The 23,541-nt window shown below is 70.2% G+C and carries 20 protein-coding genes and 2 pseudogenes; 11 read left to right on the top strand and 11 right to left on the bottom strand.

Annotation, left to right across the window (positions count from 1 at the left end):
• Positions 1 to 11 precede the first annotated feature (11 nt).
• Positions 12 to 968 carry an FAD-dependent oxidoreductase gene (locus tag V6V89_RS20360; RefSeq protein WP_334620760.1) on the bottom strand — a complete coding sequence of 319 codons (957 nt, stop codon included), beginning with the start codon at positions 966 to 968 and terminating at the stop codon, positions 12 to 14.
• Positions 969 to 1,089: 121 nt separating this feature from the next.
• Between V6V89_RS20360 and V6V89_RS20355 the strand changes: the two genes are divergently transcribed.
• Positions 1,090 to 2,019, top strand: a complete 930-nt coding sequence (locus tag V6V89_RS20355; RefSeq protein ID WP_334620759.1) for an SCO2521 family protein — start codon at positions 1,090 to 1,092, stop codon at positions 2,017 to 2,019.
• Positions 2,016 to 3,005 (top strand): DUF6879 family protein, encoded by a 990-nt coding sequence (locus V6V89_RS20350; protein WP_334620758.1) that lies wholly within the window; start codon positions 2,016 to 2,018, stop codon positions 3,003 to 3,005. Before V6V89_RS20355 ends, V6V89_RS20350 begins: the two co-directional genes overlap by 4 nt.
• A gap of 4 nt (positions 3,006 to 3,009) precedes the next feature.
• Here the strand turns inward: V6V89_RS20350 and V6V89_RS20345 are convergent, their stop codons facing one another.
• The 5 genes from V6V89_RS20345 to asnB all read right to left on the bottom strand — a co-directional run bounded on the left by V6V89_RS20345 (position 3,010) and on the right by asnB (position 9,564).
• A complete protein-coding gene (locus V6V89_RS20345; protein ID WP_334620757.1) occupies positions 3,010 to 3,963 on the bottom strand; it encodes an SCO2522 family protein in 954 nt (317 codons plus the stop codon).
• Positions 3,948 to 4,865: an SCO2523 family variant P-loop protein gene (locus tag V6V89_RS20340; protein ID WP_334620756.1), complete on the bottom strand. Its 918-nt coding sequence runs from the start codon at positions 4,863 to 4,865 to the stop codon at positions 3,948 to 3,950. The genes V6V89_RS20345 and V6V89_RS20340 overlap by 16 nt, the downstream gene beginning before the upstream one ends.
• On the bottom strand, positions 4,866 to 6,710 hold the full coding sequence (locus V6V89_RS20335; protein WP_334620755.1) for an SCO2524 family protein: 1,845 nt from the start codon (positions 6,708 to 6,710) through the stop codon (positions 4,866 to 4,868).
• A 39-nt stretch (positions 6,711 to 6,749) separates the two neighbouring features.
• Positions 6,750 to 7,493 carry an SCO2525 family SAM-dependent methyltransferase gene (locus tag V6V89_RS20330; RefSeq protein WP_334620754.1) on the bottom strand — a complete coding sequence of 248 codons (744 nt, stop codon included), beginning with the start codon at positions 7,491 to 7,493 and terminating at the stop codon, positions 6,750 to 6,752.
• A gap of 142 nt (positions 7,494 to 7,635) precedes the next feature.
• Positions 7,636 to 9,564, bottom strand: coding sequence for an asparagine synthase (glutamine-hydrolyzing) (gene asnB, locus V6V89_RS20325; protein ID WP_334620753.1), 1,929 nt, complete (start codon positions 9,562 to 9,564; stop codon positions 7,636 to 7,638).
• Positions 9,565 to 9,629: 65 nt separating this feature from the next.
• On the opposite strand from asnB, the gene V6V89_RS20320 reads away from it, so the two are divergent.
• Positions 9,630 to 11,084 carry an aminopeptidase P family protein gene (locus V6V89_RS20320; RefSeq protein WP_334620752.1) on the top strand — a complete coding sequence of 485 codons (1,455 nt, stop codon included), beginning with the start codon at positions 9,630 to 9,632 and terminating at the stop codon, positions 11,082 to 11,084.
• A gap of 55 nt (positions 11,085 to 11,139) precedes the next feature.
• On the opposite strand, the pseudogene V6V89_RS20315 reads toward V6V89_RS20320, so the two are convergent.
• A pseudogene (locus V6V89_RS20315) lies at positions 11,140 to 12,926 on the bottom strand (alpha-1,6-glucosidase domain-containing protein); the annotation flags it as partial.
• Positions 12,927 to 12,948: 22 nt separating this feature from the next.
• Positions 12,949 to 13,329, bottom strand: a complete 381-nt coding sequence (locus V6V89_RS20310; protein WP_334620751.1) for a hypothetical protein — start codon at positions 13,327 to 13,329, stop codon at positions 12,949 to 12,951.
• A gap of 285 nt (positions 13,330 to 13,614) precedes the next feature.
• Here V6V89_RS20310 and V6V89_RS20305 point away from each other — a divergent pair, with 285 nt between their 5' ends.
• Together V6V89_RS20305 and V6V89_RS20300 are read left to right on the top strand one after the other, a co-directional pair.
• The gene (locus V6V89_RS20305; protein WP_334620750.1) at positions 13,615 to 16,392 is read left to right on the top strand and encodes an aconitate hydratase; all 2,778 of its coding nucleotides are present in this window, start codon (positions 13,615 to 13,617) and stop codon (positions 16,390 to 16,392) included.
• Between the two features lie 10 nt (positions 16,393 to 16,402).
• Complete coding sequence (locus tag V6V89_RS20300; protein WP_334620749.1) at positions 16,403 to 16,648, top strand: DUF2630 family protein; 246 nt, start codon at positions 16,403 to 16,405, stop codon at positions 16,646 to 16,648.
• A 44-nt stretch (positions 16,649 to 16,692) separates the two neighbouring features.
• Here V6V89_RS20300 and V6V89_RS20295 read toward each other — a convergent pair whose 3' ends face one another.
• From V6V89_RS20295 to V6V89_RS20285, 3 genes are all read right to left on the bottom strand, one after another.
• Positions 16,693 to 17,577 carry a serine protein kinase RIO gene (locus tag V6V89_RS20295; protein WP_334620748.1) on the bottom strand — a complete coding sequence of 295 codons (885 nt, stop codon included), beginning with the start codon at positions 17,575 to 17,577 and terminating at the stop codon, positions 16,693 to 16,695.
• A gap of 142 nt (positions 17,578 to 17,719) precedes the next feature.
• Entirely contained in the window at positions 17,720 to 18,385 is a 666-nt protein-coding gene (locus tag V6V89_RS20290; RefSeq protein WP_334620747.1) for an HAD family hydrolase, read from the bottom strand.
• A gap of 185 nt (positions 18,386 to 18,570) precedes the next feature.
• Positions 18,571 to 19,017, bottom strand: coding sequence for a nitrilase-related carbon-nitrogen hydrolase (locus V6V89_RS20285; RefSeq protein ID WP_334620746.1), 447 nt, complete (start codon positions 19,015 to 19,017; stop codon positions 18,571 to 18,573).
• Between the two features lie 26 nt (positions 19,018 to 19,043).
• On the opposite strand from V6V89_RS20285, the gene V6V89_RS20280 reads away from it, so the two are divergent.
• The 6 genes and pseudogenes from V6V89_RS20280 to mug all read left to right on the top strand — a co-directional run bounded on the left by V6V89_RS20280 (position 19,044) and on the right by mug (position 23,349).
• A complete protein-coding gene (locus V6V89_RS20280) occupies positions 19,044 to 19,820 on the top strand; it encodes a thioesterase family protein (protein ID WP_334620745.1) in 777 nt (258 codons plus the stop codon).
• Positions 19,821 to 19,875: 55 nt separating this feature from the next.
• Positions 19,876 to 20,448 (top strand): TetR/AcrR family transcriptional regulator, encoded by a 573-nt coding sequence (locus tag V6V89_RS20275; protein WP_334620744.1) that lies wholly within the window; start codon positions 19,876 to 19,878, stop codon positions 20,446 to 20,448.
• Between the two features lie 22 nt (positions 20,449 to 20,470).
• Positions 20,471 to 21,280 carry a DUF692 domain-containing protein gene (locus tag V6V89_RS20270; RefSeq protein WP_334620743.1) on the top strand — a complete coding sequence of 270 codons (810 nt, stop codon included), beginning with the start codon at positions 20,471 to 20,473 and terminating at the stop codon, positions 21,278 to 21,280.
• A 68-nt stretch (positions 21,281 to 21,348) separates the two neighbouring features.
• Positions 21,349 to 21,624 (top strand): annotated as a pseudogene (locus V6V89_RS20265) (hypothetical protein); the annotation flags it as partial.
• A 79-nt stretch (positions 21,625 to 21,703) separates the two neighbouring features.
• Entirely contained in the window at positions 21,704 to 22,459 is a 756-nt protein-coding gene (locus V6V89_RS20260; RefSeq protein ID WP_334620742.1) for an SDR family oxidoreductase, read from the top strand.
• 350 nt (positions 22,460 to 22,809) lie between these two features.
• Positions 22,810 to 23,349, top strand: coding sequence for a G/U mismatch-specific DNA glycosylase (gene mug / locus V6V89_RS20255; RefSeq protein ID WP_334620741.1), 540 nt, complete (start codon positions 22,810 to 22,812; stop codon positions 23,347 to 23,349).
• Positions 23,350 to 23,541 lie beyond the last annotated feature (192 nt).

Here is a 23,541-nt window from a genome sequence, read left to right as displayed (position 1 = left end):
CGGCCCCCTTTTCACGCCAGCTCGTTGACGATGGCGAGGACATCTCGGGCACAGCCCCAGGAGAGGGTGACCCCGGAGCCGCCGTGGCCGTAGTTGTGGATGAGGTGGCGGCCGGCCATCTCGACGCACTCCAGCCGCACCATGGGCCTGCTGGGGCGCACACCGACCCGCACGTCCCGAACCGGCGCATCAGCCAGCCGTGGCTCGACGGCGGCGCAGCGGCTCACTATGGCCGCCGCGGCGACGGGATCCGGTGTGGTGTCGGACCTGCCGGGCAGCGCCGTGCCACCGAGCACGACGTTGTCGCCGTGCGGGAAGATGTACGTCAGCTCGGGCCCATGGTCGTACTCGGCGAAGAAGCGTTCGATACCGGGGTTGTCGACGACGACGAGCTGGCCGCTGATGGGTGTGACGTCTGCGTCCGGCACGAGCGTGATGGCACCCGATCCGGTGCAGTTGACGGCGATCGGCGCCTGCGTGGTGGCCTCGTCGAGCGAGGTCACCGTCCCGATCTCCAGCTTGCCGCCGGCCACGGCGAGCCGCCTCGTCAGGTAGTCCAGGTAGGTCGGCATGTCGACGATCGGCGCCCGGTACCACCAGCCACTGGCGTATCCGGTGGGCAGCTCGTCCGGGCGGCACACGGCGAAGCCGTCGAGCGTGGTCGCCCAGCTGGGCGGATCCACAGTGGAGCGTGCGGCCTCGACGCCGCGGACCAGGCGGACGCCGGCACCGGCACCGTCCAGAAGCTCGAGCGCGAGCCTGGTCTCGAAACTCCACCGTTCGACCCGATTGTCTTCTTCCACAAGGTACGGACCCCACAGGGCTCCCGCGGCGCAGGAGGTGGTGTCACGAGGCAGCCGGGTGGCACACACCCGGACCGCGTAGCCGGCCTCGGCCAGGCACACAGCGGTGGTCAAGCCGGAAACCCCGGCGCCGATCACGAGTACGTCCACCAAGGCGAATGTCACGAGGATGACATTAACTGGCATCTGTCGATCGAGGAATACGGAGAGTGCCCGACAGGTTGCGCAAACCGCATACCATGCGATCCAATCGATTGATTCGTCGCCGGGTCGAAATGGTGGTGCGATGCTCACACTGGGCGAGGTCCACACCGGATTCCTGCGCAACTCGACGTCGGTGTCCCGCGACCGGTGCGCGCACATCCTCGCCCTGATCCAGGGCGAACGCGTGCGCCGCTCCGAGCGACCCGTGCAGTACGCGGTCTCGCCCGAGCGTCTGCGCGGCATCGACTGCCGCCTGACCTCGGCATCCGGGTCGCGGCATCGCGCGATCGGCACCGTCGCCGCGCGCGCCGCGATCACCGGCGGGCATGTGTTGCAAGGATCCGCGTTCGTGTCCGTGACCGGCAGCGCCGCCGATCGCCGGCTGTCCTGGCCGCACTACCTCGCCCGCCCCGGCGTCCTGGAGACGCTCGGCAAGGTCGACTGGAGCGACCTGGCCGACGGGTTCCTCTCCGAGGGGCACCCACCCGAAAGCCTTGATCTGGGCGCGATCTGCACCGACGTGATGCACGAGGTGCAGACCTCCGAGCACCTCGACCAGCGGGCACCGCTTCGCACCAGCCGCTCCAAGCTGCGCTGGGCCGCTGTCGCGCCCCGGGGAGAAGCCTTCATCCAGTTCGGCATCGAGGAGCGCGGGCTGCGCACGCTACGCCTGCCGCTCGACGGTCGAAATCTCGCCGACATCGCAGAGGTGTGTGAAGACCTGGCACTGCACGACTGGCTGCTGACCTGCCTCCAGGGGCTCATCGAGGGCAGCGACATCGGCGCCGTCGACCGCGCCCAGCTCGTCCGGCGGTTCGGCCCAGCGATCGACCATGTGCTGCACCTGTGGATGCCAGCAGCGCGCGTCGACCGGTCCATTTGGGACGCCGTCGAGCGCCGCCCCGGGCTGACGCGGCAGTGGGAGGCCTCGGTCAACCGCATCCGCGACCAGGTGGCGGCGAGCACGGTGGCCCTGTTGAGCGACGCGGCGCGGGGCGGGGCGCGGCCATGAGGCCCGTCGACGTACGCGGCCGCATCATCCGCAAGGTCGTGCTCACGCTGCTCACTGGTGGCCTGGCGTACTTCATCGGTAACCTCGCCGACCAGCCGGAGATCTACGCGATCCTGCTGTCCGCCTTCGTCGCCGGCGTGACGCTGATGGTCGACTTCCTCACCGAGTTCGACAACCGGCTCTCCGCCGTCGAGGACGGCCTCAGCGAGCACTCCTCGCGCACCGAGGCGTTCGTGCAAGACAAGTTCCACACCATCGAAAAGCTGGTGGAGGAGAAGTTCTCCAAAATCAACGAGGCGACGGAGCTGTTCGGGCTGGTCGAGGCGTCGGCGGTCCGCACCGATCTGGTGACACAGCTCGTGCGGCACTCCACCCGCATCGACCCGACGTGCCCGCCGATCGTGTACGAGTTCGCCCAGTCCGAGATCGGCCGGATATCGGCGTTCCTGCGCGAGTTGGGCGCCGGCTCCGACGTCACGTACGACGGGGAAGACCGCGACTGGCTGCTGGGCCTGGCGCGCAACGCCCGCATCACCATCGACGCCACCAGCCTCACCACCGTCGACGCCGGTGGCGCCCGGTTCACCGACGACGGGCTGTGGGTCAGTGACCTGGGGCAGCGTTACCTGGAGGCGCAGCGCGACGCGATCCGTCGCGGGGTTCGCGTCCGGCGGGTGTTCATCGTCGACCAGCCCGACCTGGCCAAAGACTCCGGGCTGCTGGCCGAGTGCAGCCGGCAGAACGAGATCGGCATCGAGGTGCGCGTCCTCGACCCGACCACCAACCCTCGGTTGCGCAAGAGCTCGCTGTTCGACTTCGTGCTCTTCGACAAGGAGATCAGCTACGAGACGACGCCGGCGTCCAGAATGGAGGGTGACCACAAGCCGACGATCGTCAACACCCGCCTGGTGCGGCGCGAGAGCCGGGTGCGCGACCTGATCCGCCAGTTCGAAGAGCTGTGGAACTCGTCCGCCGGGGTCACCTAGGCGGTCACGTGAAGACGTACTGGACGCGGCCGACCAACTCGTCGGGGAGGTCGACGGCGTCGCGCTCGGCCGCGGCGGCCACCTGTCGCGACACCTCGGGGTCGGGCCACACCTGGCTGAGGATCGTGCGCACCGCCACCTCGATCGGCAGGAACCGGTTTGCCAGGACCGACAGCGTGCGGTAGGCGCTGAACGGCGCCGCCTTCGGGTTTATCTTGACCACCGCGGGCAGCCGATCCCAGTCGTCCGGAAACTCCCCTGTGGACGGCTCGGGCACCGCGACCGGCTCGCCCTCGTTGCGCAGCATGCCGAGCCGCAGCAACTGCCACACGGCGGCCAGGTACGGGCACGACCACGTGCGCCCGCGCGGACCTTCGTCCCACAGCTCGACGTCAACGAAGATGGAGTGCCGGTTGGCGGCGTTCTGCACCGGCGGCGCCCACCTGCGGAAGCCGCCCATCGCCTCCATCGCGCCGCTGACGGGTGACCGCTGCCCGTTGCACAGCCAGCCGCTCTCGGTGACCGGCGGGCGGGAGCCGTTGGTCTCCGGCGGCGGATCGGGCACCAGCCGGTCTTCCACCAGCCTGGCGAGCGGGACGTCTCCGGCCTCCACACACGAGGACTCGCGCGCCACGTAGTCGATTTCGAGCCCGCACCCGCGGGCCGCGTCGAGCACGTCGGGGATCACCTGAGCCGGCGACTTGAAGCGGCTGAAGTAGTCGTCGATGAGGAAACAGGTGCTGATGCGCGCCTTACCGGTCGCGGTGGCCGCCTGGCGCGCCGTCGCGGCCCACGGCGCGACCTGCGCGAAGAGCGCACGCAGCCGCTCCGGGCCAGCGAGGAAGTCCTCCATGTACAGGTGGCCCAGCTCGATCGACAGGTGCGACAGGGGGACGCGCTTGACCCGCCGCTCGGCGGCCGCCTCGCGGAACACCGCGTCAGCTAGAGCGTCTCCCACGCGGCGTCCTCCGTCAGTCGCTTGGCCAGTGAGTCGAACGCGTCGACCGTCTCCCGGTTTGCGATCTGGCGGGCGTACACGTCGTTGTCGGAGATCAGCTGCTCGCGCCATTGGAGCACCGGGTCGAGAGGGATCACGCCGAGCATCGTGGTGCGCCCGACCTTGCGCTGGCTCGCCAGCTCCTGCAGATCGCGGTTGCAGTCGCGCAGCCAGGCGACCTGGGACGGCCGCAGACCGGCGAGCTCGACCGAGTTGGGGTCGACGACCGCAGTGCGCACGAACCTGATCGAGTCCATCAGCTCCTGCTGCTCGTGCCCCCAGACCCGGCCCGCCTCGATGATGCCGCGTTCGCCGTACACCAGGCCGGACGCCGCGATGATGTGCTGGCGGGTCCAGCGGTGGAAGACCAGCCAGCGGGCGGTCACCGCCCGCATCTCCGGCTCGGCCGTCGCGGCCAGCACCATCTCGGTCGCGTACGACCGACCGGCGCTCAGGTCGAGCAGGCAGAGGTCGAACTCCTCGTCGAGCCGGCGCAGCAGCCGGATGCACCGCTGCACCACCTCGTGGTTGACCGAGAACTCGCCACCTCCGCTGTCACCGGGCAGCAGCACCAGCCGGCCCGCGCCGGGTGGCCGGTGCCGCAGGCTGGGCCGGTCGGACTGGGTCCACACGTCGAGCATCTGCGGCTCGGAGATGCGGCCCTGCAGGTACGAGTGGAGGCCGCCCTCGGTGGTGCCGCGCGCCGCCGAGTCGACGTTGAAGATCGTGCCAGCGGTGGGCGAGCCGAAGTCGAAGTCGAGGTAGCACACGTCGCTGCCCTGCAACGACCGCCGGTACGCGACGTTGCTGCTGGTCACCGAGCGCCCGGTGCCGCCCTTGTCGGAGGTGGCGAGGACCAGCATCTACTCCACCTCGAAGACGTCCTGGCGCGCCGCGGCGAGCTGCTCCAGCTCGCGCAGCACGTCGCTGGCGAGGACGAACGCGGTGCCCGGCCGGTCGCCCAGCACGTCGCGCGCCCGGCGCAGGCTGGCCCGGGCGGTCTGCAGCGAGTTGCGTAGGGCCGGGCCCGCCTCGCCCGCGCCGCCCAGCAGCTCGCGGTCGAAGAGGTGGTCGGCCTCGTTGAGCAGCTCGGTGGCCAGCTCGGAGAGCATCTCACTGCGCAGCGGCGCCCGGCTGACCAGGTTGGCCGCGGTCACCAGGCACTCGACCACGCGTTCGGTGTAGTACCAGGATGGCTGGTCGCCGTGGCTGTCGACCTGGCTGAAGACGCCGGAGGGCTGGTCCCACAGCGCGTGCCCGGGACCGCTCTTGAGGCGCCGCCGCTCCAGGTGGTCCCAGATCACGTCGGCCTGGGCGAGCAGCCGGCCGCGCAGCTCGGTGTCGCGGGCGAGCCCTGCCACCTGGATCGTGCGCTTCAGCAGCAGCGGCGAGAAGTCGGAGACGACCCAGGCGAGCTGCGGCCCACCAGGGTCGTCGCTGCCGAGCAGGTCGAAGCGTACGCCCGGCGCGTGCATAGCGATGGCGGAGTCGGTGCCGAGCGGGCGCCGCGTGATGCGGCCCCGGTTGGCCAGCTCTTCGAGGACCCGGCCGACCCGCTCCAGCTCGACGTCGGACGCCTGGCGGCTGACGAGGTCTTGCACGGTCACGGCCGTCACCAGGAGGCTGAAGTAGTCGTTTTCCAGCTCGTCGTTGGTGCGCCACGGAATGTCTTCCAGCGGCCATCGCACCGGGTCGAAGCTCGCGATCGTCGACCAGTACTGCTGGGTGAGGTCCCATCGGATCTGGAGCGCTCGGGCGAGGCGCTGCTGCTCCTCGTTGAGCAGGCCGAGGATGCGTGTGCGCTCGGAGAAGAGCGCCGCGATGCCGTCGAGCGCCACCACCGTGAAGTACAGGTACGGCGCGGCCTGGGCGACACCGTCGCGCTGCACGCCCACATCGTCGCCGACGTCGACCACCGGCGCGTCCTTGGCGATGCCCCAGGACCAGCCGCACTCGAAAAGCCTGTTTGGATTGTCGAGGTCGGGCACCTGCGCGGCACCCGAACCGATCGTGACCTCGCGGAGGGTGGCGCTGACCTGGCGCAGTGCCCGTCGCAGCCGCTCGACGACCTGCCGGGGCGGCAGTCCACTCTGGTTGGCGGTGCGGACCAACGCGCGGCCCTCGCGGGAGTCGGCGTCGAACACGTACACCGTGAAGCTCCGGAGCAGACCGATCATCGCGGCGGTGAGACGCTTGCTGGCCAGCTTTTCCAGCTTGTCGACCTCGCGCCGGATGTCTTCACGGCGCAGTTCGGAACGGAAGACGCGCAGGAAGCCGACCGTCGCGAGGGCCAGCGTGACCGACATGGCGAAGGAGTCGACCACGTCGAGGGCGGTCTGTGCGGCAGTGGGCTCGTCCTCGGGATCCACCGTGCGGAAGTAGGTGTCGCCCGAGAAGACCGGCGTGCCGTCGGTGTCGGTGTATCGCTCCATGTACTCCGTGAGCACCCGCACCAGCCGTTGCGGAATCTCCATCGGGTCGCCCAGATTGCGCAGGGCCGCCGCGACGTGCTCCTCGGTGGCGTTGGGCTGGTCGAGCTTGAACGACTCGACGCCGGTGGCCGGAATCATCAGGCACAGGAGCTGCTCGGCATCGCTGATCGAGTTGGCGCCGTCGCGACCGCCCCAGATCCATTTGCCGTTTTTCGCGGATGACCGGGCCGTGGCCCGCCAGACCTCAAGCAATTGCTGTCGCGGCTGCATCCTCATCTGTCGCGACCACCATCCCGGCGAGGCGTTATTTCACGTCTAGCGAGCCAGTCCCAACGCTAGGAGCATGCCGCTGTATCCGTCGCGAAGAGGGGGATCATCGCTGATGATCCTCTCCACTTTGGAGTCGGCGACATCAGACAGGCATTCGCGTATGTCGTCGATAGTAACCGGAACGGCGGGAAAATCGTATGAGCCGACCCGGTAACCTTTCGACTCCTCCATGAAGGCGGCGACGAACGGCGCACCCGGCTTCAGGGATCGCACAAAAGCCCGCGTCGCCTCGCGAAACTCGGCATAGTCTGAGGTGATCGACTCGGCGACGAAGAACATCGTGCCCATGTCCCAGCTGTGCTCGGGAAGGTCGAAGATGCTGCCTCGGCAGAGTCGCGCGCTGCGGGCGAGCCGCAGGCGTGGGTCGCCCTGTGCGCGTCCCTTGCGAAATCGGTTCAACTGCCCCCAGAACGCATCCCAAGAGGGACGGAACCTTTGGGTCTCCGCCCGGAGCCAGGTGATGTTGGGGAGGGACCGCTCCCACAAGAAGATGCTCTCGCAGAACGGCAGCATCGTCAGCGCCGGGTAGAGGTTGGTACCCGGTCCGACATCCAGACCGTAGCGGCGCTGGCCGGGCTCAAGGTGGGCGGAGAAGAACTCGGCCATCCGCTGGAGGATCTGCCGGTCGTCGTCGCGCATGGAGGCGTAGTTCTTCTTGAAGTACGCCTCGGAGTCGAACCTATCCCAAGGGTGTTGGTCATTTTCCCGGCGGACCTTGACGTCAGTCATGGCGCGACCCCACCACTGTGCACGGCCAAGCCGTCCCAGCCTTCATAGTGACACCCTCAGGGTCCGGTCTCAGGCCAACCACGTCAGCCTACTACGTAAGAGCTAACCGCACGGATCAGGATCTGGTGACCCCAGTTCACCCCTACGCCACCATGGAACCGACAACAGGCTTGGTGAGCAGGGCTGATTGGTTGCGCTGGATCCCCGGATCAAGCGAGCCCGTGATGAAGATCGCGTGCCAGACACAGAATACGAGAACCGTCCACACCTTGCGGGAGTGGTCGGCCTCGCCGCGCCGATGCTCGTCGAGCAGGCGTGCGGCGTACCCCAGGTCGAGCAGGTCACCGGCCGCCGAGGTGGCCAGGATGTGCCGCGCCCACTCGTACATCTCGCCGCGCAACCACACCCGGGTCGGTGTCGGGAATCCGAGTTTCCGGCGGTCCACGATGGCCGGTGGGACGATGCCGCGCAGGGCCTGGCGCATCGCGTACTTGGTGGCGTCGGAGCGCGGGGGCAGCTTCAAGTCGACCGGCAGGGTGGCGGCCACGTCGAAGACCTCACGGTCCAGGTAGGGCACCCGCACCTCCAGCGAATGCGCCATGGAGATCCGGTCGGCCTTGACGAGGATGTCGCCGCGCAGCCAGGTGAACAGGTCGACGTACTGCATCTTGGTCACGTCGTCGAGGTCGACGCACTCGGCGTAGATCGGCGCGGTCACGTCCGTGTACCGGACGCCCTGGTCGTTGCGGCGCAGCAGCCCGCGCTTCTCCTGCTCGTTGAACATCCGGGCGTTGCCGTAGTACCGCTCCTCGATCCGCGTGGTGCCGCGCTCGAGGAAGCTTTTGCCCTTGACGCCTTCGGGAATCACTTTGGACATCGCGCGCAGGCCACGCTGCATGGGGTCGGGCAGGCTGCGTACGGCGTTGAGCGAGAGGGGCTCACGATAGATGGTGTATCCGCCGAAGAACTCGTCGGCGCCCTCACCGGAGAGCACCACGGTGACGTGCTCGGCGGCCTTCTTCGCGACGAAGTAGAGCGGCACGAGAGACGGGTCGGCCACCGGGTCGTCGAGATGCCAGACGATCTTCGGCAGGGCGTCCATCATCTCCTGGGGCCCGATGCGGGTCGGGATCGTGGTGACGCCGAGGTGCCGCGCCGAGTCCTGGGCCACCTCGATCTCCGAGTACCCGTCGACGTCGTACCCGACGGTGAACGTGAGGATGTTCGGGTTGAACTCGCGGGCGAGCGCCACCACGGCGGTCGAGTCGATGCCGCTGGACAGGAAGGCGCCCACGGGCACGTCGGCGCGCATGTGCAGCCGGACGCTCTCGCGCAGTGTCTCGCGGATCCGCTCGTAGACGCGTTCCGGCTCGGTCACCGGGGTGGGCCGGAAGGTGGGCCGGTACCAGCGGCGCAGGTCGAGCCCGCCCGCGGCGGTCCAGGTGAACAGCTCACCCGAGCCGACTCGCATGATCCCCTCGTGCAGGGTGCCAGGTTCCGGCACGTACTGGAGCGTCAGGTAGTGCGACAGGCTGCCGGTGTCGATGCCCGCGCCGGCGGCGAACGGCAGCAGCGACTTCTTCTCCGAGCCGACGTACAGGCCATCGGCCGTCACCAGGTAGTGCAGCGGCTTGATCCCGAAGTAGTCGCGGGCTCCGAACGCGCGCCGCTCCTCGCGGTCCCAGATGACGAACGCGAACATCCCCCGCAATTTGGGCAGCACCCGCTCGCCCCAGTGGTGGTACCCGGCCACGATCACTTCACCGTCGCCCTGGGTGGCGAACTCGGCCCCGAACTCGCGGGCCAGTTCCTCACGCAGCTCCAGGTAGTTGTAGATCTCGCCGTTGAAGGTCAACAGGTAGCGGCCGTCGGCGTAGGAGAGCGGCTCGTGGCTGTGCTCGACGTCGATGATCGACAGCCGCTTGTGCGCGAAGACCGCGTCGGTGTCGACGAGTTGGACACCGGTCTCGTCCGGCCCCCGGTGGTGCAGGCTCTCCAGCGCTCCGGCGATGGCCTCCTGATGGCCCGCTGCGTCGTGATTCGTGGAGAAAAAAGCCAAAAGTCCGCACATAGCCCGATTCTCCCACGAGGTACCGTCGGAGCCGGGCAACGTTCGCGAACGGGAGCGGTCAAGTTATGGACAAAGAGGCTGTAAAGGCGGAGGCACGGACGGAGTCGCACGACCCGGACTACCCCGAGGCGCTCCTCGCCTTCATGAAGACCGGCTGGCGCGACGGCTCGCTGGACGTCCAGCCCCGGCCCGAGGCAACCCACCACGCCCGCCGCCGGGCCGCCGTCTCCGCTGCCTTCCCGGGCGAGACACTGGTCATCCCCACCGGCCCCGAAAAGGTCCGCGCCAACGACACCGGGTACCACTTCCGGCCCGGCAGCGACTTCGCGTACCTGACCGGCGACCACGACCCCGGCAGCGTGCTGCTGATGCACCCCGACGGCGACGCCGTCCTCTACACGCGGCACCGCGCGCCGCGCGACACCGACGAGTTCTTCCGCAGCCGCGACGGCGAGCTGTGGGTCGGTCGCCGCCACACGCTGGCTGAGAAGTCCACCGAGCTGGGTCTGCGCACCGCGCCGCTGACCGACCTACCCGCCGCCCTGGCCGCCTGCGCGCCCGCCCGCACCCGGGTCCTGCGCGGGCTCGACACCACCGTCGACACGGCCGTCCGGCCCTACGACACCGACGAGGCGGGCGCCCGCGACCGCGGGCTCGCCGAGGTGATCGCCGAGCTGAAGCTGGTCAAGGACGAGTGGGAGCTCGCCCAGCTCCAGGACGCGATCGACGCGACGGTACGCGGGTTCGAAGACGTGGCCCGGGTCCTCCCGGCCGACCGGAGCGTCCCGGAGCGGCTGCTCGAAGGCATCTTCGGGCTACGCGCCCGGCACGACGGCAACGACGTCGGATACAACTCGATCGTCGGCGCCGGCGCCAACGCGACCGTCCTGCACTGGGTACGCAACACCGGCGTCACCCGCCCCGGCGAGTTGCTGCTCATGGACATGGGCGTGGAGAACCGGCACCTCTACACCGCCGACGTGACCCGTACGGTGCCGGTCTCCGGCGCGTTCAGCCCGCTCCAGAAGCAGGTCTACGACATCGTGTACGCCTCGCAGCAGGCCGGCATCGACGTGATCAAGCCGGGCGTGAAGTTCCGCGAGGTACACCAGACGTGCATGCGGGTGCTCGCTGAGGGCCTCGCCGACCTGGGCGTGCTGCCGGTGAGCGTCGACGAGGCGCTCGACAAGGAGTCCACCGTGTACCGCCGGTGGACGCTGCACGGGTTCGGCCACATGCTCGGCATCGACGTGCACGACTGCGCGAAGGCCCGCAAGGAGAAGTACCGCGACGGCGAACTCGACGAGGGCTACGTGCTCACCGTCGAGCCCGGCCTCTACTTCCAGCCCGACGACGACCTGGTCCCGGCCGAACTACGCGGCATCGGCGTCCGCATCGAAGACGACGTCCTGGTGACCCCGGCCGGCGCGGTGGTCCTCTCGGCCGGTCTCCCTCGCCAGGCCGCCGAGGTGGAGGCCTGGCTTGCCGCCCAACGCGAGTCCGCCCCCCGCCTCCCCTAGCGAGGCACGCCCCTCTCCCGTCGGCCGCGCACCTTCGGGCACCGTGCATGACGCCCTACCGGAAGACCGCCACGGTACGCGGCGGCACGGTGAAGACGCCGGTCGCCGCGGTAAAGGTCGCTGTGCGGGCCACGGGGTCGGCCGACTCGCGCAGGACCGGGTGCAGGGCGAGCGGGGCGCCGCGCAGCGCCGGCACCATCTGGGTGGACGCCGCGGGCGTGGCGTTGAAGATGACGACCTGGTCGCCCAGGCGCATGGTCAGGACGCCGAGGGTCTCGTCGGGGCCGGAGAGCGGAAACGACAGGTGGCGCTGCACCTCGGCCGCCGTCGCCAAAGAGAACAGTGGCGACGAGGCGCGGATGCGCAGCAGTTCGCGGTACCGGGCCTCGGTGAGGGCGATCGCCGCGCAGTCCGGCACCAGCGCCGGGTCGGCGAGCAGCGGCCGGGCGTACGCCCACGTGGGCTGGTTTTCGGCGGCCGGCGGGAGCCCGGCGCCGAACCCGTTGCCGTCCGCGCAGTCCCAGCGGATCTGGTTGAACCAGTCCCCGGAGTTGTACGAGTTGCGGTCGAGAGACTTCGAGCGCAGCCGCTCCGAGCCGGCCGTCATGAACCCGATCCCCTGCCCGAACACCACAGTGGACAGTGCCAGTACCTGCATCCGCGCCCGGTCGGCCGCGCAGGTGGCGGGCGGCAGCTTGTACGCCAGCGCGTCGTACAGGATCTCGTTGTCGTGCGCGTCGACGTACGTGACGGACTCGCCGGGCGCGGCCGTGTACCCGGCCGGCGAGCCGTTGTAGTCCACGTCGGCGCCGGTCACCGCCCGGCCCGACGAGTCGGTGAACCGGTACCCGGCCAGATTGCCGGCCAGCCCCACCTTGATGAGGTCGTGCTGAAGCAAAAGGCGGGCGCGCTGCTCGGAAGGCGAGCCGTTGACGGGGTCGCCGTTCGGGTCGGTGTACAGCCCGGACGCGAAGCCCTGCACGCGCGGGTTGGCGTCGAACGGGCCACCGCCGCGCACCGCGTCGCGTAGCCGGTCGTTGAACGTGCCGACGCCGGTGCCGGCCATGTTGGCCTGGGTCGCCTGCACGAACCGGGCACCGCCGGCTACTTCTCCGAAGTCCCAACCCTCGCCGTACAGCAGGATCGCCCCGCCGTCGACGCCGTCCCGGGCCACCGTGAGCGAGTCGAGGGCGCGCCGCACGGCCAGGATGTTCTCGCGCGGGTGGTGGCCCATCAGGTCGAAGCGGAAACCGTCCACCTTGTACTGCCGGGCCCAGGTCGACACGGAGTCGACCACGAGCCTGCCCATCATCGCGTGTTCCGGTGCGGTGTTGGAGCAGCACGTGGAGGTGGCGATCGAGCCGTCGGGCAGGAGCCGGTGGTAGTACCCGGGCACGATCTGGTCGAGCACCGACTTCGGGTCGGCGCCCGACGCCGACGGTCACCGTGGAGCGTGGGCCCGAGCGAGGCGGTCGCCGCGCCGGGGTACAGGTCGTCGAGCACGCCCGGTGTCTGTACGCCGGTGGCGGCGAGCAGGGTGCCCTCGTGGTCCCGCTCGGTCACGACGAGCTGGCCACGCAACGCGTCCTTGACGGAGGCACGCGAAACGGCGAAGGACTGGTAGTTGCGCAGATGGGGGAAGCGTCGCCGCTGCGCCTCGCTCAAGCCGTTACGCCTGGCGGTCAGCGGTATCTCAATATGAGAGCCGGTGAGAGCTCCGTCCACGATGGACAACTCGCCTCGCGGCGACACCACGAGGTCGTAGCGCTTGCCGTCGGTGGGTCCGGTCCGCCAGGCCACGGTGGACCGGTCGATCCAGTGCGCCCACGACTTCGTCAGATCGCCCGATGACCGCACCCACCAATTATCCCGGGATCACCGCGCAGATCAGCGGTCCCCGGTCCGCCATCCTGATCAGGTACCGGTACCGCTCGCCTCGCGCCGCCCGTCCCTGGCTGTCCAGGTACTCCCACTCGACCGCGACAAGCGTCAACGCGCCCGTCAATCGCTGTGTCTCGCGGATCTGCGCGTGCGCGGCGACCAACTCCCGCTCCTGGTACTCCGGCGAGGCGCCGAGGAACGACAGCGCCACCGCGACCGGGGTGTTGAACGCGAAGCTGTAGTTGTCGGACACCACCACGCCCGGCATCGCGTAGCAGGCGGCGATCCCCGGAACGTCGCCCGCGGTCAGCGCGGCGCCGTACTGATTGAAGAAATCCGCGAGCACGTCCAGTTCGGTCTTCACGGCGCAAAGATTTGCCGCCGGGGACCGCTCCCAAACCCCCTCTAGACTGCGCCATATGAGGTTCCGGACGACGATCGAACTGGCGGCAAGACCGCCACCGGCTTCGCGGTGCCCGACGACGTGGTGGAACAGCTCGGTGGACGTCGACATCGAGCCAAGGTCGTGGCAGAGTTGCGCTGACTAGCAAGACGGACGTACGGTTTAAATGTAAGCCCGACCTCACCCGGCGCCGCTGCGACGGGTGCGAAAGACTGTTGGCGGGACCTCGGCGGGAAGGAGTGCGACGTGGCTAGTCTCGACAGCTTCGGCGCGAAAACCGAGCTACGCGTTGGAGACGCGAGCTACGAGATTTTCACGATTGACAAGGTCGACGGGCACGCGCGCCTGCCGTACAGCTTGAAGATCCTCCTGGAAAACCTGCTGCGCACCGAGGACGGCGCCAACATCACCGCCGACCACATCCGCGCGCTCGGCGGTTGGGACTCGACCGCGCAGCCGAGCGTGGAGATCCAGTTCACGCCGAGCCGGGTGCTGATGCAGGACTTCACGGGCGTACCGTGCGTGGTCGACCTGGCGACCATGCGCGAGGCGGTGCGCGACCTGCAGGGCGACCCCACCAAGGTCAACCCGCTGGCCCCCGCCGAGCTGGTCATCGACCACTCCGTCATCGCCGACCTCTTCGGCCGCGCAGACGCGTTCGCGCGCAACGTCGAGCTGGAGTACGGGCGCAACAAGGAGCGGTACCAGTTCCTGCGCTGGGGGCAGACGGCGTTCAACGAGTTCAAGGTCGTGCCGCCGGGCACCGGCATCGTGCACCAGGTCAACATCGAATACCTGGCTCGCACGATCATGGAGCGCAACGGCCAGGCGTACCCCGACACCGTCGTCGGCACAGACTCGCACACGACGATGGTCAACGGTCTCGGCGTGCTCGGCTGGGGCGTGGGTGGCATCGAGGCCGAGGCCGCGATGCTCGGCCAGCCGGTCTCCATGCTCATCCCGCGCGTCGTGGGCTTCAAGCTGCACGGCGAGATGCCCGCCGGCACCACCGCCACCGACCTGGTGCTCACGATCACCGAGATGCTGCGCCAGCACGGCGTGGTCGGCAAGTTCGTCGAGTTCTACGGGCCTGGCGTGAGCGCGGTGCCGCTGGCCAACCGGGCCACGATCGGCAACATGTCCCCCGAGTACGGCTCGACCGTCGCGATCTTCCCGATCGACGCCGAGACGATCCGTTACCTGGAGCTGACCGGCCGCCCGGCGGAGCAGGTGGCGCTCGTCGAGGCGTACGCCAAGCGGCAGGGCCTCTGGCACGACCCGGACGCCGAGCCCGACTACTCCGAGCGCCTCGAGCTCGACCTGTCGACGATCGAGCCGTCGCTCGCCGGCCCGAAGCGCCCGCAGGACAGGGTGCCGCTGGCCAACGCCAAGACGCTGTTCCGCGGCGCGCTGAGGAACTACGTCGACGTCGAAGGCCCAGCCGACGAGGCGAGCGCCGAGTCGTTCCCGGCCAGCGACTCGCCGACCCCCGGCCACGCCGACGACCCCGCCGACCGGCCGCACGACCTGATCTCCGCCGCAGCGGGTGCGAACGGGCGCGTGTCCAAGCCGGTCACGGTCACGGGCGACGACGGCACCGAGTTCGAGCTCGACCACGGTGCGGTCGTGATCGCCGCGATCACCTCCTGCACCAACACCTCGAACCCCCAGGTCATGCTCGGCGCCGCGCTGCTGGCTCGGAACGCCGTCGACAAGGGCCTGTCCCGCAAGCCGTGGGTCAAGACCACGCTGGCGCCCGGCTCCAAGGTCGTCATGGACTACTACGAGCGGGCTGGCCTGACGCCGTACCTGGAGAAGCTGGGCTTCCACCTGGTCGGATACGGCTGCACGACCTGCATCGGCAACTCCGGGCCGCTGCCCGAGGCGGTCTCCGCGGCCGTCAACGAGGCCGACCTGAGCGTCGTGTCCGTGCTGTCCGGCAACCGCAACTTCGAGGGCCGGATCAACCCCGACGTCAAGATGAACTACCTGGCGTCCCCACCGCTCGTGGTGGCGTACGCGCTGGCCGGCACGATGGACATCGACCTGGCCAACGAGCCGCTCGGCACCTCGTCCGACGGCGAGCCGGTGTACCTGCGGGACATCTGGCCCAGCGCCACCGAGATCGAAGACGTGATCGCCAAGGCGATCGCCAGCGAGATGTTCACGCGGGACTACGCGGACGTCTTCGCGGGCGACGAGCGGTGGCAGTCGCTGCCCACCCCCACCGGCGACACGTTCGCGTGGGACGCCGACTCGACGTACGTGCGCAAGCCCCCGTACTTCGAGGGCATGGCCCGCGAGCCGCAGCCGGTCAACGACATCGCCGGTGCCCGGGTACTGGCGATGCTGGGCGACTCGGTCACCACCGACCACATTTCGCCGGCCGGCTCGATCAAGGCGGACTCCCCCGCCGGGGAGTACCTCTCGTCGCACGGGGTGCCGCGGCACGAGTTCAACTCGTACGGCTCCCGCCGGGGCAACCACGAGGTGATGATCCGCGGCACGTTCGCCAACATCCGGCTGCGAAATCAGCTCGTACCGGGCACCGAGGGCGGCTTCACGGTCAACCACCTCACCGGCGAGCAGACCACGATCTACGACGCGTCGGTGGCGTACGCCGAGGCCGGCGTGCCGCTGGTGATCCTGGCCGGCAAGGAGTACGGGTCGGGTTCGTCGCGGGACTGGGCCGCCAAGGGCACGATGCTGCTCGGCGTCCGGGCGGTCATCGCCGAGTCGTACGAGCGCATCCACCGCTCCAACCTGATCGGCATGGGTGTGCTGCCGCTCCAGTACCCGGCCGGGGAGACGGCTGAGTCGCTCGGCCTCACCGGCGAGGAGACCTTCACGATCAGCGGGGTCGTCGCCCTGAACGACGGCGACACGCCGGCCACCGTGCGGGTCACCACCGACAGCAGCGTGGAGTTCGACGCGGTCGTCCGCATCGACACCCCTGGCGAAGCCGACTACTACCGCCACGGCGGCATCCTCCAGTACGTCCTGCGCAAGATGCTCGGCTCGTAGGCTTTTGACCATGGAAGACACCACGATCCTGAGCCAGATCAACAAGCTCGTCGACGAGGAGCACCGGCTCCGGTCGCAGGTCCAGGCCGGCCAGATCTCCACGGACGAGGAGCACGCGCGGCTGCGCGAGGTCGAGGAGTCGCTCGACCAGTGCTGGGACCTGCTGCGCCGCCGCCGCGCCGCGCGCGAGGCCGGCAGCGACCCGGCGAACGAGGAGGTCCGCCCGCGCGGCGAGGTGGAGGGCTACCTCCAGTAACGCGATCGGCGGCGCCCGCCTACGAAGCGGGCGCCGCCGAAGGTTCACGCCGGCACGCCCGCCTCCGCCAGGAGCATCGTGGTCAGCGCGACCGAATCGGTAGCCTGGCCGCGCGCGGCGAACCAGTCCGACACCACCCGCACGTCACGGGCCAGGAACTCCCGGCCGCGCGGGTTCGCCACCACATCCACCACCTGCGGCAGGTCGATCAATATCAGCCGCCCGTGGTGCACCAGCAGGTTGTACGGCGACAGGTCACCGTGCGCCAGACCGGCCCGCGCCAGCACCACCAGCGCGTCGACGAGCTGCTCCCACAGGCTCGCCCGCTCGGCGCCCTCGGGGCGCAGCTGCGCGAGCCGGGGCGCCGCCTCGCCGTCCTGCCCGATGAACTCCAGCATCAGCTCGGTGCCGAGCAGTTGCACCGGGTAGGGCACGGAGACCGACCCGTACGACGTGCCGATCTCCCACAGCCGCGACAGCGCCGCGAACTCCGCCGCCGCCCACTGCCCGGCGATCATCTCCCGTCCGAACGAGGTGCGGTTCGTCATCGCGCGGTTCTCCCGGGAACGCCGCACCCGGCGCCCTTCCAGGTAGCCCGCGTCGCGGTGGAAGAGCCGATGCTCGGGGCTGCGGTACCGCTTGGCGGCCAGCAGGCACGTCCGGTCGGTGCCGGGCACCCCGCGCTCGACGAGGTGGACGTCGGCTTCCTTGCCGGTCTTCAGGACGCCCAGCTCGGTGTCGACGGCGGCCAGCTCGATGACCAGCCAGTCGGGGTGTGGCTCGGGGCCATGCTCGGCACCGTCCCATGTAGACCAGCGATGACCGGCCTCGGGCTCATCGGTGTCGGCGTTGGTATCGAAGGCGGCCGCAGAACGCGGCCCCCGCTTCACAAAGTCAAAGTCATCGTCGTCGAAGCGGCGACGGGGCATGGTGGAGTCTCCTGGCTCGAAGCGAAAGTGGGCAGGCGAAGGCGCGAGACGACGGCAACCATTACGCGACCCCCTTCCACTCGATCCGAAGATTCCGGCCACGACCCTGCTACAACGGAGCCAGCCGGCGCAACCGATTTATTCAGGCGTACCGCGCGACGCCAGCGGTGGCGAGCACCGTCGCCAGCGCCGGGATCACGCCCTCGGCGATCTTTGTCGGCCGAAACCGCGACTCCACCCACGTTCGCCCCCGGTGCAGCCACACGCTCGGCAGCCCCATGGCGGCGGCCCCGCCGATGTCGGCCTCGGGGCTGTCGCCAATCACCCACGCTCCCGCCAGGCGCATCCGCACGCGCTGCGCGGCGAGCGCGAAGATCCGCGGGTTCGGCTTGCTCACCCCCGCGTCCTCGGAGATCACCCAGTCGGCGATGTACTGGTCCAACCCGGTACGCCTGATCTTGATGTCCTGGTGCCGGCTCGCACCGTTCGTGACCACCACCGGCACCCAGCCCGCGTCGTCGGCGATCCGCAGCGCGCACGCCACCAGCGGGTCGAGCGTGAGCCGCTCGACCAGCCCCTCGGTGAGCTCGTCGACCAGGTCGATCGATGGGATGCGCAGCCGGTACCGGTCGCGGATCGCGTCGGCCACGTCCCACCGGTCGGTCAGTCCATCGGCGTCGATGGCGATCAGCCAGTCGAGGTCGGCCGGCGGCGCACCGATCTCGTTCAGGAAACCCTTCGCCCACCCCACGAACGCCCCTGCCCGGTCGAGCAGGGTGTTGTCCAGATCGAGGAGCAGGAGGGGCACTCGCGCACCCTACGTGACCACCTGCTCCTTACAACAGATCCGAATCGTTAACAAGCTGTGTGATAACTCAGCCGATCCGCTCGGGCCGGCATCCGCCCTGGTCAGAGCGGTGCTCGGCGAGCATGGCGTGCGCACCGCGCACCCGTGCCAAATCATCGGCATCGAGCGTCGCCACCACGACCCGCTCACCCGCGTCGGCCCGCGCGCGCCAGCGGCCGCCCCTCCGGGTCATAGATCGCCGCCCCACCGTTGAACCGCCACGGCTCCACCCCGCCCACCGAGTTCGCGAACACCACGTACATCGTGTTGCCGAGCGCTCGCGCCGCGTAGGACACGTCGCGCCGATGCGCCGACCCCACACGTACCCGCTCGGGTACAGCGCTCGCGGGCCGCCGCGCGCAGCGGGTCCAGGCGCGCGTCCGCCACCCACCCGCCGTCGTCGGCAACGACGCCGGTCGCCGGCCGTCGCAGACCCGGCGGGTGATAGGCCGGAAGAAAAGCTCTGGGAGTACCGCCAGCGTGGCCCCCTGGCCGGCGGTGATCCGCGCCAGTTCGGCTGCCCGTGCCGCGTCGCCCGCGAGATCGCCGGGCACCGCCTCGGCCTGCACCGCGGCCACCGTGATCGGACGCATCACGCGATCCTGCCAGAATCGTCTCGATGAGCTTCTACGAACCGGCCGGCGACGACGCGTTCGCCGCCACCACGCACACGCAGGGCCCCTGGGTGCCCGGGCAGCAGCACGCCGGTCCGCCGGCCGCCCTGCTGGCCCGGGCCATCGAGCGGTTACCGTCCACAGTGGCCGGCCCGGCCCAGGTGGTGCGCCTGACCGTCGAGATCCTCACCGCGATCCCGGTGGCTGAGGTGCGCACCCGCGCCCAGGTGGTCCGGCCGGGCCGCTCGGTCGAGCTCGTCGAGGCCGACCTGCTCGCCGGCGACCGCCCGGTCCTTCGCGCTCGCGCCTGGCGGGTGCGCACCACACCGCTCGACCTCACCCTGCCACCGCCGGAGAGCGCGCCGCCGTTGCCGGACGGCGAGACGCGCTTCGCCCAGTCGATGTGGCAGGTCGGATACCTGAAGGCGTTGGAGTGGCGGTTCGCCGAGGGGCACTTCGAGGTGCCCGGCCCGGCCGTGGTGTGGGCCCGGCAGCGGGTGCCGCTGGTGTCCGATGAGGAGCCGAGCGGCCTGCAGCGGTTGCTGGTCCTCGCGGACTCCGGCAACGGCGTCAGCGGCCTGATCGACTCGGACGAGTGGCTGTTCATCAACACCGAGCTGACCGTCCACCTGCACCGGCAACCGGCCGGCGAGTGGATGTGCATGCGCGCCCGCAGCACGCTCGACCCGAGCGGGGTGGGTCTGGCTGAGACCGAGCTGTTCGACCGCGACGGGCGGGTGGGGCGGGGCGCTCAGGCGCTCCTGATCGGGCGCCGCGGATAACCCAAGCCGTACGTACGGATTGCCCCGTGCTGGGTCGTCATGACACGATCGCTGCGTGCCCAGGGTAAGCCAGGACCAGCTTGACGCACGCCGCCAGGAGATCCTCGGCGCGGCGCGGGCCTGTTTCGCCCGGCACGGATACGAGGGCGCCACCGTGCGCCGGCTGGAGGAGGCCACCGGACTGTCCCGGGGCGCGATCTTCCACCACTTCCGCGACAAAGACTCGCTCTTCCTCGCCGTCGCCGAGGACGACGCCGTCGCCATGGTCGAGACCGTCGCGCGCAACGGCCTCGTCCAGGTCATGCGCGACCTGCTCGCCCGCGCCGACTCCAGCGAGACCGCCGGCTGGCTCGGCAGCCAGCTCGAGGTGTCCCGCCGGCTGCGCACCGACCCGGCGTTCGCCAAGCGGTGGGCGCAGCGGTCGGCCGCGATCACCGACGCGACCCGCGAGCGCCTGCGCCGCCAACGGGAGGCCGGGGTGCTGCGCGACGACGTACCGCTTGAGGTCTTGACCCAGTTCCTGGAGCTGGCGTACGACGGGCTGGTGTTGCACCTGGCCATGGGGCGCCCCGCGGGCGACCTCGGCCGCGTGCTCGACCTGGTCGAAGAGGCCGTCCGGCGCACGTGACGCCGGGTCGCACACTGGGAGCATGTACGGAGTCGGCATCGGGTGGCGGCCAGAGATCTCCGGGTTCGTGGCCGAGCTGCCCGGGCTGCGCTTCACCGAGGTGATCGCCGAGTCGGTGCCCGCCACGGGGCCGCTGCCGGCGCAGCTCACGGCGCTGCGCGACCGGGGCGTGGCGGTCGTGCCGCACGGCGTGCGGCTCTCCCTCGGCGGCGCCGAGCCCATCGACCCGGCCCGGGTGCGCCGCCTCGCCACCGCCGCCGATCGGCTGGGCGCGCCGCTGGTCAGCGAGCACATCGCGTTCGTGCGGGCCGGCGGCCTGGAAGCCGGTCACCTGCTGCCGTTGCCGCGTAGCCGGGAGGCCGTCGACGCGGTCGTCGCCAACGTCACCCGAGCCCAGGCCGAGCTGCCGGTGCCGCTCGCACTGGAACCGATCGCCGCGCTCTTCGACTGGCCGGACGATGAGCTGACCGAGGCGGAGTTCCTGACGGAAATTCTCGACCGCACCGGGGCGCTGCTGCTCCTCGACGTCGCCAACGTGTACGCCAACGCCCGCAACCGCGGCACCGACCCGGCGGAACTGCTCGACGCCCTGCCCCTCGACCGCGTGGCGTACGTCCACGTGGCCGGCGGCGACGAGCACGGCGGCATCTACCACGACACGCACGCCCACGCCGTACCGGAGCCCGTGCTGGACCTGGTCACGGCCCTGTGCGCTCGGCGCCGCCCACCGGCCCTGATGTTGGAACGCGACGGCGCCTACCCGCCCGCTTCCTCATTGCTCACGGAGCTGGACGCGATAGCGGCAGCCTCCGGCTACCCGGCCGTGACATGACCACCGCCCGTCGCCAACCCGAGCCACCTGCTCAGGCCGCGAACACCGATCAGGGTGCGCGGGCCGGAGTGGCGAGTGGGCTTGGCGAGCGGCAAGCGGCGCTGGTCGCCGCATTGGTCGCTGGCGCGCCGATCCCGGAGGGCTTCGACCCACGACTGGTGGAGGCTGCCCGGCGCGCGCTGCTACGCAAGCGGGCCGGCGACGTGGCCTGGCACTGGCCGCTGCTGGCGGCGTCGTTCGGCGCGCGGTGGCCCCAGGTGTTCGCCGAGTGGGCCGACGGCCGGCCACCCCAGGGCGCGTGGCAGGACGGCCTGGACCTGGCGCGATCCGTCCCGCTCACCGGCGCCGCGGCGGCTGAACTGGCCTCCCGCACGCCGCCCCGTCGGTGGTGGCATCGCCGCCGCGCGTGACACGATCGGCCTCATGGACCTCGGACTCAGCGAACGGGTGTACGTCCTCACCGGCGCCTCACGCGGCTTGGGGTTCGCCACCGCCGAGTGCCTGGTGGCCGACGGCGCCCGCGTGGTGCTCTCCGCACGCTCAGCCGACGGCGTGGCCGCCGCCTGCGAAAAGCTCGGCGACCGAGCCTTCGGCGTACCGGCCGACCTCCGCGACCCGGCCGCCGCCGGGCACCTCGTCGCTGCGGCCCAGGAACGGTTCGGCCGGCTCGACGGAGCGCTGCTGTCGGTGGGCGGACCGCCGCGCGGCACCGCCGCCGAGGTGAGCGACGACCAGTGGCGCGACTCGTTCGAGACGGTCTTCCTCGGCGCCGTCCGCGCGGCCCGCACGGTGGCCGGTGCGCTCGGCGAGGGCGGCGCGATCGGGTTCGTGCTGTCCACGTCGGTGCGCGGCCCGATCCCAGGTCTCGGCATCTCCAACGGCCTGCGGCCGGGTCTCGCGGGCGTGGCCAAGGACATGGCTGACGAGTACGGGCCGCGCGGGGTGCGGGTGTTCAGCCTGCTGCCGGGCCGCTTCCTGACCGACCGCAACCGGGAGCTGTTCGCCGCCACGGGCGATGCCGACAGCGCCCGCGCCGAGGCGGAGGCCTCCATCCCGCTACGCCGCATCGGCGCCCCCGCCGAGTTCGGCCGCGTGGCCGCCTTCCTCCTGTCCCCCGCGGCCAGCTACGTGAGCGGCGCCGCCATCCCCATAGACGGAGCCGTCCTCCGCTCCCTCTAACCCCCCGCCTCCCCTCTCCCCCCACTCCCCCACTCCCCGCCGTCCCCACCTCTCCCGCTCCCCGCCGTCTCACCCCCTCCCGCTCCCCGCCGTCTCGCCCCCTCCTCCCGCCGATCAAGGACAAACGCACGTGATTTGATCTCTTTTCCGTGTGCATTTGCCCTTGATCGCGACGAAATCCCTTGATCGACTAATCGCCCGCAGGGAAATGGTGGCGCCGACCCCATAGGGTGCGCTCATGGCAACGCTCGAACCGTGGCACCTGGCGGTAGCAGCGTGCGTTTTCCTCGTCACAGCGGCCGTCCTCGTGGGGGTCGGCCTCCTGTCGATCAAGCGGCAACGATAAAGGGATGAGGCCCACGAAATCCCAGGTCGCCGCCGCAGCCGGCCGCACCATCCCGGACGTGATCCGCGACGATCTTGCCGTGCTCTTCTGCGGGATAAACCCGGGCCTTTACTCGGGTGCGACCGGGCACCATTTCGCGCGACCGGGCAACCGATTCTGGCCCGCACTGCACCGGGCCGGCTTCACCCCGCGCCAGCTCGACCCGGCTGAGCAGGGGAAACTGCCGGAGTACGGGTTGGGGATCACGAACCTGGTGGCTCGGGCCACAGCGCGCGCCGACGAGCTGGCCGCCGCCGAGCTAGTCGAGGGGGGCCAGATCCTGGCGGCCAAGGTGGCCCGGCACCGGCCTCGATGGGTGGCGGTAGTGGGCGTGACCGCATACCGGGCGGCCTTCGCGCGGCCAAAGGCCGCGGTGGGACGGCAGGCCGAAACACTCGGGCCAGCAGGGCTGTGGGTGCTGCCCAATCCGAGCGGGCTCAACGCGCACTTCCAGCTCGACGCGCTGGCGGCCGAGTTCGCGGCGCTGCGCGCGGCGGCGAGCTAGGTCCAGCGTCAGCCTCTCCCCGCATGCCTCGATCAAGGGCTTTCGCATCGATCAAGGGCAAACGCACGCGGAAAAGAGATCGAACCACGTGCGTCTGCCCTTGATCGACGGAAGGGGCGCGGCCGCGGGGCGCGGGGCGGACCCGCGGGGCACGACCCGCGGGGCGCCGGGCGCCGGGCGCCGGGCGCCGGG

The organism is Micromonospora sp. CPCC 206061, assembly GCF_036906915.1.
Classification (GTDB): Bacteria; Actinomycetota; Actinomycetes; order Mycobacteriales; family Micromonosporaceae; genus Phytohabitans.
The sequence above is the reverse complement of the archived record's forward strand: the minus strand, read 5'-3'. Positions and strand labels throughout refer to the sequence as shown.